This window comes from Algoriphagus yeomjeoni (assembly GCF_049821175.1).
Taxonomy (GTDB): Bacteria; Bacteroidota; Bacteroidia; order Cytophagales; family Cyclobacteriaceae; genus Algoriphagus; species Algoriphagus yeomjeoni_A.
Window position 1 is genome coordinate 4,932,163 of record NZ_CP187512.1, and the last position, 13,872, is coordinate 4,946,034.

Genomic DNA, 13,872 nt, shown 5'->3' on the forward strand with positions numbered 1-13,872 from the left:
ATTAAAACCCTAATGACCAAACGTATTGATAATGGAAGAAGAGAATCTTTCAAAAAAGTTTTACTCGGAGGCGCTGCTTTCAGCACTCTTTCTTCGTTCGAGATGAAGGCAGAGAAACCATACGAATTGAAAGGAAATATTAACCATGGCGTTTGTCACTGGTGTTTCAGAGATTTTGAACTTGATGCTTTCTGTGCCGAGGCAAAGAAAATTGGCATCAAAGGAATAGACTTAATAGGACCAAGTAATTGGCACATTCTTAAAAAACATGGTCTGGATTCCTCCATGTGTAACGGCGCTGAAATCAGCCTTACGGAAGGATTTGGCGAAGTGAAATATCACGATCAACTCATCAAGAATTACACAGAAATGATTCCTAAGGTAGCAGATGCAGGCTACAAAAATCTAATTTGTTTCTCTGGAAATCGAAGAGGGATGGATGATGAAACTGGATTGAAAAATTGCCAAATAGGACTTGAGAAAATTATCCCTTTAGCTGAAAAGCATGGAGTAATCATTCAGATGGAGCTTCTCAACAGTAGAGTGAATCATAAAGATTATCTGTGCGATAAATCCGCTTTTGGCGTGGAGTTATGTAAGCGATTGGGTAGTGAAAACTTCAAACTACTGTATGACATCTATCATATGCAGATCGATGAGGGTGATTTGATCCGAAGTGTAAATGATAATCACCAATACTTTGGTCATTATCATACTGCAGGTAATCCAGGAAGAAATGAGCTGGATGATACTCAAGAGATTTATTATCCAGCTTTGATGAAAGCTATAGTAGCCACAGGTTTCAAGGGGTATGTATCCCATGAGTTTATTCCAAAATCTGCAGATAAAATAGCGGCTTTAGCTCAGGGAGTACAAGTCTGTGACGTGTAATTAACATTTAAATCAAACACCCATATTTATGGCAAATGAATCATATGACGCAATTGTAGTTGGGTCAGGAATAAGTGGCGGTTGGGCTGCGAAAGAATTAACTGAAAAAGGGCTTAAGGTATTATTGCTGGAAAGAGGCCCAAATGTAGAACACATTAAGGATTATAAAACAGCTACCCTTCCACCTTGGGAAGTGCCTCATCGAGGTAGAAGAACTCAGGAACAGCTGGAAAATCACCCAAACTTAAGAAGAGATTATGTTCTGAATGAGCTTAATCTTGACTGGTGGGCACACGAAGATGATTCACCTTATGTTGAAGAAAAACCGTTCACTTGGTTCCGTGGATATCAAGTTGGTGGGCGTTCTCTTCTTTGGGGAAGACAATCGTACAGATGGTCTGATTTAGATTTTGAAGGAAATGTAAAAGAAGGCATTGCTGTAGATTGGCCTATTCGCTATAAAGATATTGCTCCTTGGTATTCTTATGTGGAGAAATTTGCTGGAGTTTCTGGTTCCAAAGACGGATTAGATGTACTTCCGGACGGTGAGTTTATGCCTCCGATGCCGATGAATTGTGTAGAGACAGATGCCGCAGCTAAAATCAAAGAACATTACCAAGGTGCCAGAACATGGACTATCGGCCGTCCCGCAAATATTACCCAGCCACTTCCTGGTAGGCCTGGTTGTCAGTACCGAAACAAATGTTCATTAGGTTGTCCTTTTGGAGGATATTTCAGTACTCAAGCATCTACCTTGCCTGCTGCTGAAGCTACTGGTAATCTTACGCTTCGTCCTTGGTCAATTGTAAGAAGATTGATTTATGATAAAGACACTAAGAAAGCAACGGGAGTAGAGATCATCGACGGCCAAACCAACGAAACTATTGAGTTCGATGCAAAGATCGTCTTCCTCTGTGCTTCAGCTTTCAACTCAACAGCTATCCTTATGCGCACAGCTACGGATATTTGGCCGGGTGGATTGGGTAGTAGTTCAGGAGAACTTGGGCATAATGTAATGGATCACCATTTCCGTTTGGGAGCTAGTGGTACCATGGATGGCTATGAGGATAAATATTATTTTGGGCGTAGACCTACAGGTCTTTATATCCCAAGATTCCGAAATGTAAACGGTGATAAAAGGGATTACCTAAGAGGTTTTGGATACCAAGGAGGAGCTAGCCGAAGTGGATGGACGCGTGATGTTGCCGAATTGAATTTTGGGGCTCCAATGAAAGAGGCACTTACACAGCCAGGACCATGGTCTATGGGAATTACGGCGTTTGGAGAAATTTTGCCATACCATGAAAACACTATCAAACTAAGTGATACTGTAAAAGATAAATGGGGTCTGGAATCCTTGGTGATGAATGCTGAGATCAAAGACAATGAAATCAAAATGCGTAAGGATATGATGGCCGATGCGGCAGAGATGCTTGAAGTGGCTGGTTTCAAAAATATCAATGAATATGATTCTGGCTATACCTTCGGACAAGGTATTCACGAAATGGGAACTGCAAGAATGGGTAGAGACCCGAAAACTTCAGTTTTGAATGGGAATAACCAAGTTTGGGAAGCTAAAAACGTGTTTGTGACTGATGGAGCATGTATGACTTCGGCTGCAGCTGTAAACCCTTCACTTACATATATGGCGTTGACTGCAAGAGCAGCAGCTTTCGCAGTAGATGAATTGAAAAAGCAAAATCTCTAATCGTAAAAGACAAGACTATGACTATGAATAGAAGAGACGCTTTGAAAAGCGTCATGGTAATGATGGGAGGCACAATGGTTGGCGCTACGGCAATCATGACAGGCTGTACTCCTGAAAACCAAATAGAGGGTTTGGACTTTGATCCAGATGACATTGCTTTCTTGGACGAGTTGGGAGATACTATAATTCCAGAGACCAATACTCCTGGAGCTAAAGCTGTTGGGATTGGTTCTTTTATGGTGATGATGGTGAAAGATACCTACGATGGAGATAGCCAAAAGACTTTTGTTGATGGAGTGAATAAGCTGGGCAAAGATTTCAAAGCGGCTAATGGTAAGAGCTTTGTAGGAGCTCCTGCAGAGGAAAGATTAGCTTATTTAAATGGGATGTATGAAGCTTATAAAGTTAGCGCTGAGGCTAGAAGCCCAGAGGTAATTAACATGCTTCGTGACTTGACAGTTCTTGGTTACTTTACTTCTGAAATCGGAGCGACTCAAGCCTTAAATTACGTTGAAGTACCTGGGAGATTTGATCCCTGTATTCCATACAACGAAGGAGACAAAGCTTACGCAGTTTAATTAATTTACCTATATAAATGGCCTGCTCTTTCGAAGGGCAGGCCTTCCTATTTTATGAATAAACAAAGAAGAAAATTCCTTCAGATTGGCGGTATGCTTGGTGTAGGAGCTGCATTATTTCCTTACGAAATCGCCGCGAGATCGGCGGAAATTGCAAAGCTATCTAAATTTGGACTTCAATTATACTCTGTGAAGGAAGAGATGGCAAAGGATGCTGCTGGCACCATGCGCAAGCTTGCAGGGTTTGGATACAAGCAATTTGAAGGATTTGATGGCGGTAAAGGGATTCTCTGGGGAATGACGCCAGCGGAATGCAAGAGTTTATTAAGTGATATTGGTGTTGATTTTATTTCTTCTCATGCTGATGTGTTCAAAAATCTCGATGAGCAGGCAGAGCAAGCTGCGGAAGTGGGTATGAAATACTTGATTTGCCCATATATCGGAGCTCAGAACTCGGTAGATGAATGGAAAAATATCTCTGAAAGATTCAATAAGGCAGGTGCGACTTTAAAATCCCATGGGCTGAAGTTTGCCTATCACAACCACGATTATACTTTTAAGATGCTTGATGGACAGTTGCCTCAGGATATTTTGATGGCAAATACTGATCCTGATTTAGTGGATTTCGAATTGGACATGTATTGGTCTCATGTGGCAGGTTACGATCCGTTAAAGTACATAGCTAAATTCCCAGGTAGATTTAAACTATGTCATGTAAAAGATGCTGAACCAGATGGAGGAGATGCACACGATCGAGGCGTCCTACTTGGAGCAGGTGAAATGCCCTACGCAGAAATCATCAAAAAGTCCAAAAAGTATGGAATGGAGTATTTCGTTGTGGAGCAAGAGCGCTTTGTAGGTACTACACCGCTTAAAGCAGCCGAAGCAAATGCTGTGTACTTAAGTAAGCTAAAGGTTTAGATTAGGTAAAAGGTACTTTGCTTCTAAAGAGAAGTAAATAAACTGCCAGTGCTAAAATAATCAACAAAGCCACTTCAAATTGCGCCCAAATCTGGGATCGGTTAATGATGATATTGGCTTTGTTGATTAGCTTTTCACCTTCCTCTAATTGGATTTTACTCAAATTATCTAAGTCCTTCTGCGCTTTACTGATTTTTTGATCGTACAGTTTCACTTGATTTTTATTCACACCAGAAGAGTCTGAGTAGAGTAGGCTGTAGGTTTTGATTTGTAAATCATTTTCGATTATACTTTTGAAATCAGTCAAATATTGCTCTTCATTTTCGGTGAGGTTGGTTTGCTCAAAATCAATAACTATATCCAAAATATTTTTCTCATGCATAGCTATTTCATTTACTACTTTGGAATAATCGTAGCCCAAATCGCAGTGATCTACCAGCTTTTGAATCCTAAATAGGTTTTCCGAAATTCTAAAAATATACCCCTCTACAACCAATCGGTCATTATATACCTCTGTGAATGTGCTGCTTATACTTTTAAAAGCTTGGCGTTCTGTTAAGTTTTTACCATAGATCAAAAGCATCAAAATTCCAATAATTACTAGGGCTGTAATTTTCCTTTTCTTGAAAGCAGTGTTTTCCATTAATAAATAGATTTAAGCAGGGTTCTTAATTGTTTTCAGTTTAGGTATATCTCCTTGACTTTCCAATTTTTTTTGATCTAAACAAGAAAGTCCTTCAAAACCGGTAATGTTTTTATGGTTTTCCTACCAATTTCAACTCAATCCAAATTGAGAATGTTTTTTGAACTCATTTTAATTGTCAGGCATTAAAGATATGCAGAGAAAAAATCATTTTCAGCTCATGGGTAGAGTCCTTTTGATGGAATGATTAAATTTAGGCTAAGAAATAAACCCAATAAGAATGGCATACTATCATAGAATGGGAAATATCCCACCCAAACGACACACCCAATTTCGACAGCCAGATGGCAGTCTTTACAAGGAAGAAGTCGTGAGTTCTAAAGGATTTTCAGGGATTTACTCCACACTTTATCATATCTACAATCCAAACGAAGTATCAGCTATCGGTAAACCAGAACCCTATTCTTGGAAACCAGCTACTGAACATGGATTACATCAGACCCACTTAAAAACTTCCAGTGTAGAATTCACTGGAGATGATTATTTGTCGGCACGAAGAAATCTCATGATGAACTCAGATGTCATGATGGGGATATGCTCACCCCGACAGCGGAAAATGGATTATTACTTCAAAAATGCTGACGGTGACGAATTGATCTATGTGCATGATGGGGAAGGAGTGATGTATTCCCAGTTTGGAAAACTTGAAGTGCACAAAGGAGATTATATTGTGATTCCTCGCACGACAATTTACCGTTTTGAATTTGAGGAAAAGTGCCCGCTGCGCTTATTGATTATAGAATCTGTTGGAGCTATCGAGACGGTCAAGCGCTATAGAAATGAGGTAGGGCAATTACTTGAACATTCACCGTACTGTGAGCGGGATATCCGTCCGCCTCTCGAGCTTCATGTCGAAGATAAAAAAGGTGAATACCTAGTCCAGATCAAAAAGCAGGGAATGCTTCATCAATACTCTTATGGCCACAGCCCGCTGGATATTGTAGGTTGGGATGGGTACTTATATCCTTATGCTCTTTCGATTTATGATTTCGAACCGATAACTGGTAGAATTCATCAGCCACCGCCAGTTCACCAGACTTTTCAGGCTTGGGGGTTTGTGATTTGCTCCTTTGTGCCAAGGCTGTTTGATTATCACCCACTTTCTATTCCTGCTCCATATAATCATTCCAATATTGATTCTGATGAGGTATTATACTATGCCGAAGGGGAATTTATGAGTAGAAAAGGAATAGACCGAGGTTCATTTACCCTTCATATGGGAGGTTTGCCGCATGGTCCGCATCCAGGAACTGTGGAGAAATCCATCGGAGCAAAAGCTACCGATGAGTATGCGGTGATGCTAGATACGTTCAAATCACTTCAGATTACGACTGACGCGCTGGAGTTTGTGGATGAAAATTATCCGATGAGCTGGACGAAGTAAAGCTAGTTTATCTAAAAAGTAATAAACCAAAAAGCCTCGATCTGTACGGATCGAGGCTTTTTGCTTGAGGAGTATAAATTCTTACTTTTTGTCTGTGATTTCCAAGATAGGCTCCCCAGTCGAGCCATTCGGAAGCTTGATATTCAGTATCATAGAAAGCGTAGGAGCGATATCAGTGATTGTAGCATATCGGGAGCTCTCACCTGCTGGCACATTCCATCCATAGAAAAGGATTGGGACATTGGTATCATAAGAATAGCCGGTTCCATGCGAAGTACCTGTATCTCCACCTGATAGCCATGCCGGTTCGAGTACAATCAGAATATCTCCTGAAGCCTTGTGATTGTATCCCATTTGCAGTCGCATCGCTCTACCTTGTGTAAATTCCCGTGTGCGCATTGCCGTCCCAGTATAGACTTCTTTGATCCCATCAGCTTTCAAAAGATACTGTGCAATTTCATTTTCAAAATCTTCAAGGTTTATCTCCTTTTCCTGTATTAGCTCATGGTTAAGGAAGAGTTGTCCATTTGAATAGTTTTTAATCCATTTGCCTACTCCATATTTTGCTAAAATGTAGTTTTGAAGCTCATTCATGACAGCGCCAGTACGAATATTACCTGCTGGTACCTTTTCGCTGATCATGTGTGTAGCAACTTCAGCTACTGCGTGATCTGCAGATAGGAAAACTACATATTGGTCTTTGCCATAAGTCTCATCAAGGTAGTTTAGTAGCCTCTCAATATCTTGGTCCAGTCGTAGGTAAGTGTCTTCGATTTCTTTGGATTGAGGGCCAAATCTATGTCCTACATAGTCAGTAGAAGAAAAGCTCAGGGCTAAGAAATCAGTTTCTTCTCCCATGCCCAATTTTTCTCCTTCAAGCGCTGCCAAAGCAAAATCTAATGTTAGCGTATTACCAAAAGGCGTAGAAGAAATCAATCCAAATTTGCCATTAGTTTCTCTAAGAGCTTTCAGGTCATAAGGGAAAGTAGGTGTGTCTTTTCCGCTGAAAGTTCCTTCAAAAGGATTGTCATCCTCCATACTTTGAGTGTAGGTTTTGATGGGGTAGAGGGTGTTCCAAGTTTGCGAAAGGTATTGATCCACAAGTTTCCGGTCATTGAATTTATCTACCCATTTAGGAAGCTCATCATAGTAGTAGGTAGAAGTCATGAATTCTCCCGTGCTGGAATCAAACCAGTAGGCATCGCCCATGTGACCTGCAGGAAGGCTGGCGCCACGATCTTTGATCGCCACACCCACTACTTTGGATCGCTTTTGCGTAGCGATTCGTAGCTCGTCCGTGATGGTTGTCGTGAGCATGTTTCTAGGGCTGATGTAGCCATTGCTTTCTGAACCACCGACATTAGTCACGGTAGTGTCTCCAGCACAATAGATCATTTTATCTATGCTTTTCGCATACCAGTCATTGCTAATGATCCCGTGTGTAGCAGGTGTAGTACCTGTATAGACAGAGGCATGGCCGGGACCAGTGTACGTTGGGATGTAATTGAAATGGCCGTTTTTCATCATAAAACCATCGTTCATCATCCGCTTAAAGCCACCTTCAGAATACCTGTCTGCAAAGCGATATAAGTAATCCTGACGCATCTGATCTACGATGATACCAACTACTAGTTTAGGTTTTTTGGCAGCTTCCTGAGCGAGTAAAGGAGTGGAAGCCAAAATATATAGCAAAAATACAATCCCGATTTTTTTCATCTGTTTATATAATTGGGTTTTTATGGTCAGATAGCCTGTCCCTAACTTAACTTATGAGAATCTCGCTTGATCGAAATTTATCTTAAATCGTGACGATTTGGTTGAGCAAGATTCCAAGTTTTAATTTTTATAATAGCCAAAGATAAGGATATGCCGGAATCTATGGATTAAGACTTTGTTAAATGGTCAAAAGGCCAGACATTAGATTTCCATACTTAAATTAATTTTATGAAAAAGACTATTTGGACTTTTATAATGCTGTTGTTCGCTGCGAGCGCTTTTGCTCAGTCCTATTTTGAAGATGGTCTTACCTCCGAGTGGCATAGGGGTAGAAGAGATGAGTTGAGAAAGCTAATGCCAGAGAATTCTGTGGCAGTTTTTTTTAATAATCCTGTAAAAAACCGAACCAATGATGTTGATTTTGTCTATCATCCTAATACGGATTTTTTCTATTTGACCGGATTTCGCGAGCCCAATGCTGTACTTGTCCTATTCAGTGAATTGAGGGAAATAAATGGAGAAATGGCTGATGAGCTGATCTTTGTTCAGAACAGGGATCCCCGAGCTGAAATGTGGAACGGAAAACGTCTGGGTTTAGAAGGAATGATGAACGAGCTAGGTTTTGAAGAAGCTTTGCTAAACTCAGATTTTGGGGCAAAGTCAGGAATTAATCTTCAGGATTTTGATAAGATCCTGACTTTTAGCCTCTCAGAATCTATCGAAGAGAGTAGTTCAAATGAGCCTCTAATCACGATGGTAAATGAATTCAAAGCTGCCACAGCGTATCCAGACAAGCTGACTGAAGCCAGTGCTCAGTTGTATGCTATGATCAAAAACTCGGATCTGGAAACTTCTGATCGAGTGGTACAGATGCTCAGACGATATCAAAATCAGTATCCTGAAATGATGGATGATCCATTTATAAGTTCCTTCATGAATGCAGAGTCTCCTGAGAAGAGAATGGTGGTAAAAGAAGAAATGCCGGCTCAGAAGCTGGATATCACCGCTTTAGCAAGTATGATGGCAACGCTGCGTGAAATAAAGACTCCTGAAGAAATTACCCTGCTCAGAAAAGCAGTGATGATTTCGGCCGTTGGCCAAATAGAAGTGATGAAAGCTGCGAAAGTTGGAATGACCGAACGTGAAATTCAGGGTGTTCATGAGTTTATTTACAAGCGGTATGGTGCTGAGGAACTGGGATATCCATCTATTGTAGGTAGTGGGAATAATGGCTGTATTCTACATTACATCGAGAATGATAAGCGGGATTTGACTGATAGATTACTTCTGATGGATTTGGGTGCAGAGTGGAGAGGGTATACTGCAGATGTGACGCGCACCATTCCGATCAATGGTAAATTCAATGCTGAAGAAAAGGCCATCTATGAATTGGTCTATCAAGCTCAGGAAGCTGGAATAGCCATTTCAAAACCGGGAACGACTTTTCAAGAGATAGATGCTGCAGGCCGAGAAATAATCAACGAGGGACTTGCCAAGTTAGGCATCATCAAAGAAGGTGAAAGCCACATGTATTTTCCCCATGGCACCAGCCATCACATAGGGCTGGACGTGCATGACCGTGGTACGCGTAACCCATTGCAAGTAGGTATGGTGTTCACTATTGAGCCAGGGATTTATATTCCAGAAGGATCTGATTGTGACCCAAAGTGGTGGGGTATTGCAGTACGTATAGAAGATGATATTTTGATCACAAAAGATGGAGCTGTAAATCTATCTGGAGACGCCCCAAGAACTGTAGCTGCTATTGAAGAGATGATGCGACTTCCTAGTGTGCTGGAGGAGTGGGTGCTGCCGGAGATTGATTAAGGGCCATTCATAATTAAATCTCCCGCTAAGGCGCAAAGGCGCGGTTTTTTGTGATTTGAATTTTTGTAAACTGATCTATAGATGCATGAAAATGAAATTTCAAAGATTATAGTTGATATCACTTTTTTGATTTACAAAAAGCTAGGTCCTGGATTATTGGAATCAGTTTACCAAGCAGTGTTTGTATATGAACTGAGATCAAGAGGACTAGATGTTCAGACTGAAGTAGGAATTCCTGTAATTTGGAATGATATGAAGTTGGATCACGGTTTTCGTGCAGACATTATAGTTAATAATAAGGTAATTATTGAGTTGAAATCAGTAGAAAAGCTTCTTCCAGTTCACCCAAAACAACTTCGGACTTACCTTAAATTGATGGGAATGAGATTGGGTATGCTGATTAACTTCAATGAAGATAAACTTACAGATGGGATAAAAAGAGTCGTAAATAGTCTGACAGACGATTTAGGATAACTATAAGCTCCCTAGAAGATCGAATGTTTCAATAAAATTGCGCCTTTGCGCCTTAGCGGGAGTTATTTCTTTCGCCGTTAGGCGACATTAATCCTTCCTCTTCAGATCACCCCGCTTGATAGACCGAATAAACTGACTCCAAGCAAATGGATCGAGGAGTCTGAGTGTTCTTGGGCCATAGAGATCCTGATTTTGCTGGGCTTGGGTTTGTTGGAAATATCGGAAATTTTCATTGCCAGAAGCTGGCATGGATTCAGCCCAGCGAAGAAGCATTTCTGGACTCATGTTAGCGCGGGAAATAGACATTGGGTCAACCACATTCAACGCGATTACCGCTTGTTTGAATTCCTCCTCTGTAGGATAAGGCATTACTTCAATTTCAGCTAAGGCTATTTCGTCTACTTCCATGGTAAGAATCAAGCTGATTCTATCACTTTCTACTTTGCTAGGGACTTTGAATGTTTGTTTTTTCAAACCAATAAAACTAAACACTACTGAATCTCCCTCTAAAACAGGCATGGAAAAGTAACCGAACCGGCCTGAACTAGTACCTCTGCCTTTTGTTGGGACATAAATATTAACGCCGGCAACAGCATCCGTGCTATCGGAATTAAGGATAATACCCGAAAGTTGGATTACTTTCTTTTCTTGTACATCTTGAGCTTTTACTTCAAGTGATGAAAAAAATATTCCTGTTAGGAAAATGAAAGTGGCGCTAATGAGTAATGAGTTCTTCACAAATTGTAAACTTAATAGAACGGCAAATGGTTGTTATTTCGGACACGATATTACCCTAATTTCGGGTGATTTTTTGTTTTACCCTCATAAACTCCGTTAAATCTTACTAATGCGGCTAAAAAATATCAGCTTAAACTACGGACTTAGAATCTTCAAAGCGCTTTCTGAAGAGCCAAGAGTGCGGATTTTTCATCTTCTGATGCTGAATAAAGAGCTTTCTATCTCGGACTTTGAGCTAATCCTTGATTTTACTCAAACAAAGACTAGTAGGCACCTTATTTATCTGAAGAATGCTGGACTATTGGGAAGTAGGAGGGTAGATCAATGGGTGTTTTATTACATCCTCGAAGAGTACCTTGAAATCATCAATCAGATTTTTAAGTTTATTCAGAAAGACGCAAGTCTCATCAAGGACCAAGAAACCTTTGAAATTCTGAAATCCAATAGAGAGCTTGCAATCAATAAAATTCAGAATAATCAATACAGACGTTAATTAACTTGAAAACATACCAGCACCTCTTCTTTGATCTGGACCATACGCTTTGGGATTATGATCGAAACGTTCAAGAATCACTTTCCGAGCTATTTCTTCATTACAAGCTAGAAGAACTAGGGCTTACATCCGCTCAGCATTTAATTGATTCATTCTATGCAGTCAATTTCAAGCTTTGGGCAGCATATGACAAGGGAGAACTGCAGAAAGATGAGCTTAGAACTACACGTTTTCCAAGGATTTTTGCTCAAGCCGGAGTTCTGAACGCAGTTATCCCTGAAGAATTCGAAGGTGACTTCATGCTTCGTACATCGAGTAAAAAGCATCTTTTTCCCTATACGATAGAAATTTTAGATTATCTAAAGCCTAAGTATAAACTGCATGTGATCACTAATGGGTTTGACGAAAGTCAGGCCAAGAAAATGAAGTCATCAGGTTTGACCGACTACTTCGAGCTTGTGATTACATCTGAAACAACGGGACATAAAAAGCCCGACCCAAAAATTTTTCAACATGCGTTGTCAATGGCTGGAGCAACCAAAGAAACTAGTCTGATGATCGGAGATAATCCTAACTCAGACATCTTGGGGGCCTATAATTCAGGAATAGATCAGGTGTTTTTTAATCCGAATGGAAAGTCAATTGATATCCTACCTACCCACACAATTTCACATTTGAGAGAACTAGAAAGACTTCTCTGAGGTTCTTTTGTAGCCCAATCACTTAGCCAAGTAAGAGCTTCTGGCTATCTTTGCCCTACAGAAAATCAAAAATCCAAATATATTATGCTTAAAGGTTTTTTCAACGTACCCATTCCGGTTAACGAGCCGGTAAAAGCTTATGCTCCCGGAAGTCCGGAGAGAAAAGAACTACAAGCTGCTCTAAAAGAAGCTAGATCACTGCGGGTTGACGTGCCGATGTACATTGGTTCCGATGAAGTGAGAACTGGAAATACGCACAAAATGTCTCCTCCTCACGATCACCAACATGTTTTGGGTCATTTCCATGAAGGCGATGCTTCTCATGTGGAGCAGGCGATTGATGCGGCGCTTGGCGCCAAAGAAGCGTGGGAAAACCTAGCTTGGGAACAAAGAGCAGCTATTTTCTTGAAAGCAGCAGATCTTTTGGCTGGACCTTACCGTGCCAAAATCAATGCCGCCACCATGCTTGGTCAATCCAAAAATGCAATGCAAGCTGAGATAGACGCAGCATGTGAATTCATAGATTTCCTACGATTCAATGTGCAATACATGACCGAAATCTATGCACAGCAACCTCCAGTATCTGGAAATGGTGTTTGGAATAGACTGGAGCAGCGTCCACTCGAAGGATTTATATTTGCCTTGACTCCGTTCAACTTCACTGCAATCGCAGGTAATCTGCCTACTTCTGCCGCTATGATGGGAAATACCATCGTGTGGAAGCCAGCTTATACCCAGATTTATTCTGCTAACGTACTTATGCAGGTGTTCAAAGAAGCAGGAGTTCCTGATGGCGTGATCAACTTGATCTACGTGGATGGTCCTGTGGCTGGAGAAGTTATTTTCAAGCATCCTGATTTTGCGGGGATTCACTTTACAGGTTCTACTGGCGTATTCCAGCATATTTGGAAAACTATTGGAACGAATATTCATCAATACAAATCTTATCCAAGAATCGTCGGTGAGACGGGAGGAAAAGACTTTGTGATTGCACACAAATCTGCAATTCCAAAAGCCGTGGCAGTAGGACTTGCTCGTGGTGCTTTTGAATTTCAAGGTCAAAAATGCTCCGCTGCTTCCCGGGCTTACATTCCTTCCAATATTTGGGATGAAGTAAAAGAGAGTTTAGTAGCGGATTTATCAACCATGAAAATGGGGGGAACGGAAGATTTCACCAACTTCATTAATGCTGTGATTGATGAGAAATCTTTTGATAAAATCGCGAAGTACATTGACAATGCGAAGGCAAATCCTGCTGTGGAAATCATCGCCGGAGGTAACTACGACAAGTCAAAGGGTTACTTCATCGAGCCAACTGTGATTGTAACGCAAGATCCTATGTACACAACTATGTGCGAGGAGATCTTCGGTCCGGTGTTGACGATTTACGTGTATGACTCGGAGCGATTCGAAGAGGCGTTGGAATTGGTTGATCAAACTTCCCCGTATGCATTGACCGGAGCGATATTCTCTCAAGACCGATATGCGGTAGAGCTGGCTACGACAAAGCTGAGAAATGCAGCTGGCAACTTCTATATCAACGATAAGCCGACCGGAGCAGTAGTAGGGCAGCAGCCATTTGGCGGAGCGAGAGCGTCAGGAACCAACGATAAAGCAGGTTCTATGATCAACTTGCTACGTTGGGTTTCTCCGCGTACGCTTAAGGAAACATTCGTTTCTCCGGAGGATTACAGATACCCATTTCTAGGAGAAGATTGAGAAATATTCAATTTCAAAT

General features: G+C 41.0%; 13 protein-coding genes. 10 read left to right on the plus strand and 3 right to left on the minus strand.

Annotation, left to right across the window (positions count from 1 at the left end; all coding sequences use genetic code 11):
- Nucleotides 1-12 precede the first annotated feature (12 nt).
- From ACPUEN_RS20445 to ACPUEN_RS20460, 4 genes are read left to right on the plus strand one after another with little or no spacing between them, the layout of a single operon-like run.
- Complete coding sequence (locus ACPUEN_RS20445; RefSeq protein WP_425637762.1) at nucleotides 13-891, plus strand: hydroxypyruvate isomerase family protein; 879 nt, start codon at nucleotides 13-15, stop codon at nucleotides 889-891.
- A gap of 28 nt (nucleotides 892-919) precedes the next feature.
- The gene (locus ACPUEN_RS20450; protein ID WP_425637763.1) at nucleotides 920-2,599 is read left to right on the plus strand and encodes a GMC oxidoreductase; all 1,680 of its coding nucleotides are present in this window, start codon (nucleotides 920-922) and stop codon (nucleotides 2,597-2,599) included.
- Between the two features lie 17 nt (nucleotides 2,600-2,616).
- Complete coding sequence (locus ACPUEN_RS20455) at nucleotides 2,617-3,177, plus strand: gluconate 2-dehydrogenase subunit 3 family protein (protein ID WP_425637764.1); 561 nt, start codon at nucleotides 2,617-2,619, stop codon at nucleotides 3,175-3,177.
- 54 nt (nucleotides 3,178-3,231) lie between these two features.
- Nucleotides 3,232-4,098 (plus strand): sugar phosphate isomerase/epimerase family protein, encoded by an 867-nt coding sequence (locus ACPUEN_RS20460; RefSeq protein ID WP_425637765.1) that lies wholly within the window; start codon nucleotides 3,232-3,234, stop codon nucleotides 4,096-4,098.
- A 1-nt stretch (nucleotide 4,099) separates the two neighbouring features.
- Here the strand turns inward: ACPUEN_RS20460 and ACPUEN_RS20465 are convergent, their stop codons facing one another.
- Nucleotides 4,100-4,741 carry an MCP four helix bundle domain-containing protein gene (locus ACPUEN_RS20465; RefSeq protein ID WP_111613228.1) on the minus strand — a complete coding sequence of 214 codons (642 nt, stop codon included), beginning with the start codon at nucleotides 4,739-4,741 and terminating at the stop codon, nucleotides 4,100-4,102.
- A gap of 280 nt (nucleotides 4,742-5,021) precedes the next feature.
- Between ACPUEN_RS20465 and ACPUEN_RS20470 the strand changes: the two genes are divergently transcribed.
- On the plus strand, nucleotides 5,022-6,185 hold the full coding sequence (locus ACPUEN_RS20470; protein WP_425637766.1) for a homogentisate 1,2-dioxygenase: 1,164 nt from the start codon (nucleotides 5,022-5,024) through the stop codon (nucleotides 6,183-6,185).
- Between the two features lie 81 nt (nucleotides 6,186-6,266).
- Here ACPUEN_RS20470 and pafA read toward each other — a convergent pair whose 3' ends face one another.
- A complete protein-coding gene (pafA, locus tag ACPUEN_RS20475; RefSeq protein ID WP_425637767.1) occupies nucleotides 6,267-7,901 on the minus strand; it encodes an alkaline phosphatase PafA in 1,635 nt (544 codons plus the stop codon).
- Between the two features lie 228 nt (nucleotides 7,902-8,129).
- Between pafA and ACPUEN_RS20480 the strand changes: the two genes are divergently transcribed.
- Nucleotides 8,130-9,728 carry an aminopeptidase P N-terminal domain-containing protein gene (locus tag ACPUEN_RS20480; RefSeq protein ID WP_425637768.1) on the plus strand — a complete coding sequence of 533 codons (1,599 nt, stop codon included), beginning with the start codon at nucleotides 8,130-8,132 and terminating at the stop codon, nucleotides 9,726-9,728.
- 81 nt (nucleotides 9,729-9,809) lie between these two features.
- A complete protein-coding gene (locus ACPUEN_RS20485; protein WP_425637769.1) occupies nucleotides 9,810-10,202 on the plus strand; it encodes a GxxExxY protein in 393 nt (130 codons plus the stop codon).
- 87 nt (nucleotides 10,203-10,289) lie between these two features.
- Here the strand turns inward: ACPUEN_RS20485 and ACPUEN_RS20490 are convergent, their stop codons facing one another.
- Nucleotides 10,290-10,922 carry a carboxypeptidase-like regulatory domain-containing protein gene (locus tag ACPUEN_RS20490; protein WP_425640214.1) on the minus strand — a complete coding sequence of 211 codons (633 nt, stop codon included), beginning with the start codon at nucleotides 10,920-10,922 and terminating at the stop codon, nucleotides 10,290-10,292.
- A 127-nt stretch (nucleotides 10,923-11,049) separates the two neighbouring features.
- Between ACPUEN_RS20490 and ACPUEN_RS20495 the strand changes: the two genes are divergently transcribed.
- From ACPUEN_RS20495 to pruA, 3 genes are all read left to right on the plus strand, one after another.
- Entirely contained in the window at nucleotides 11,050-11,433 is a 384-nt protein-coding gene (locus ACPUEN_RS20495; protein WP_111613233.1) for an ArsR/SmtB family transcription factor, read from the plus strand.
- Nucleotides 11,434-11,438: 5 nt separating this feature from the next.
- Nucleotides 11,439-12,134 carry a YjjG family noncanonical pyrimidine nucleotidase gene (locus tag ACPUEN_RS20500; RefSeq protein WP_425637770.1) on the plus strand — a complete coding sequence of 232 codons (696 nt, stop codon included), beginning with the start codon at nucleotides 11,439-11,441 and terminating at the stop codon, nucleotides 12,132-12,134.
- An 84-nt stretch (nucleotides 12,135-12,218) separates the two neighbouring features.
- A complete protein-coding gene (pruA, locus tag ACPUEN_RS20505) occupies nucleotides 12,219-13,853 on the plus strand; it encodes an L-glutamate gamma-semialdehyde dehydrogenase (RefSeq protein ID WP_425637771.1) in 1,635 nt (544 codons plus the stop codon).
- Nucleotides 13,854-13,872: the final 19 nt, after the last annotated feature.

Coding starts and splice junctions, on each gene's coding strand:
- ACPUEN_RS20445 (WP_425637762.1), top strand. CDS start 13: ATGACCAAACGTATTGATAATGGAAGAAGAGAATCTTTCAAAAAAGTT.
- ACPUEN_RS20470 (WP_425637766.1), top strand. CDS start 5,022: ATGGCATACTATCATAGAATGGGAAATATCCCACCCAAACGACACACC.
- ACPUEN_RS20450 (WP_425637763.1), top strand. CDS start 920: ATGGCAAATGAATCATATGACGCAATTGTAGTTGGGTCAGGAATAAGT.
- ACPUEN_RS20485 (WP_425637769.1), top strand. CDS start 9,810: ATGCATGAAAATGAAATTTCAAAGATTATAGTTGATATCACTTTTTTG.
- ACPUEN_RS20455 (WP_425637764.1), top strand. CDS start 2,617: ATGACTATGAATAGAAGAGACGCTTTGAAAAGCGTCATGGTAATGATG.
- pafA (WP_425637767.1), bottom strand. CDS start 7,901: ATGAAAAAAATCGGGATTGTATTTTTGCTATATATTTTGGCTTCCACT.
- ACPUEN_RS20460 (WP_425637765.1), top strand. CDS start 3,232: ATGAATAAACAAAGAAGAAAATTCCTTCAGATTGGCGGTATGCTTGGT.
- ACPUEN_RS20495 (WP_111613233.1), top strand. CDS start 11,050: ATGCGGCTAAAAAATATCAGCTTAAACTACGGACTTAGAATCTTCAAA.
- ACPUEN_RS20480 (WP_425637768.1), top strand. CDS start 8,130: ATGAAAAAGACTATTTGGACTTTTATAATGCTGTTGTTCGCTGCGAGC.
- ACPUEN_RS20465 (WP_111613228.1), bottom strand. CDS start 4,741: ATGGAAAACACTGCTTTCAAGAAAAGGAAAATTACAGCCCTAGTAATT.
- pruA (WP_425637771.1), top strand. CDS start 12,219: ATGCTTAAAGGTTTTTTCAACGTACCCATTCCGGTTAACGAGCCGGTA.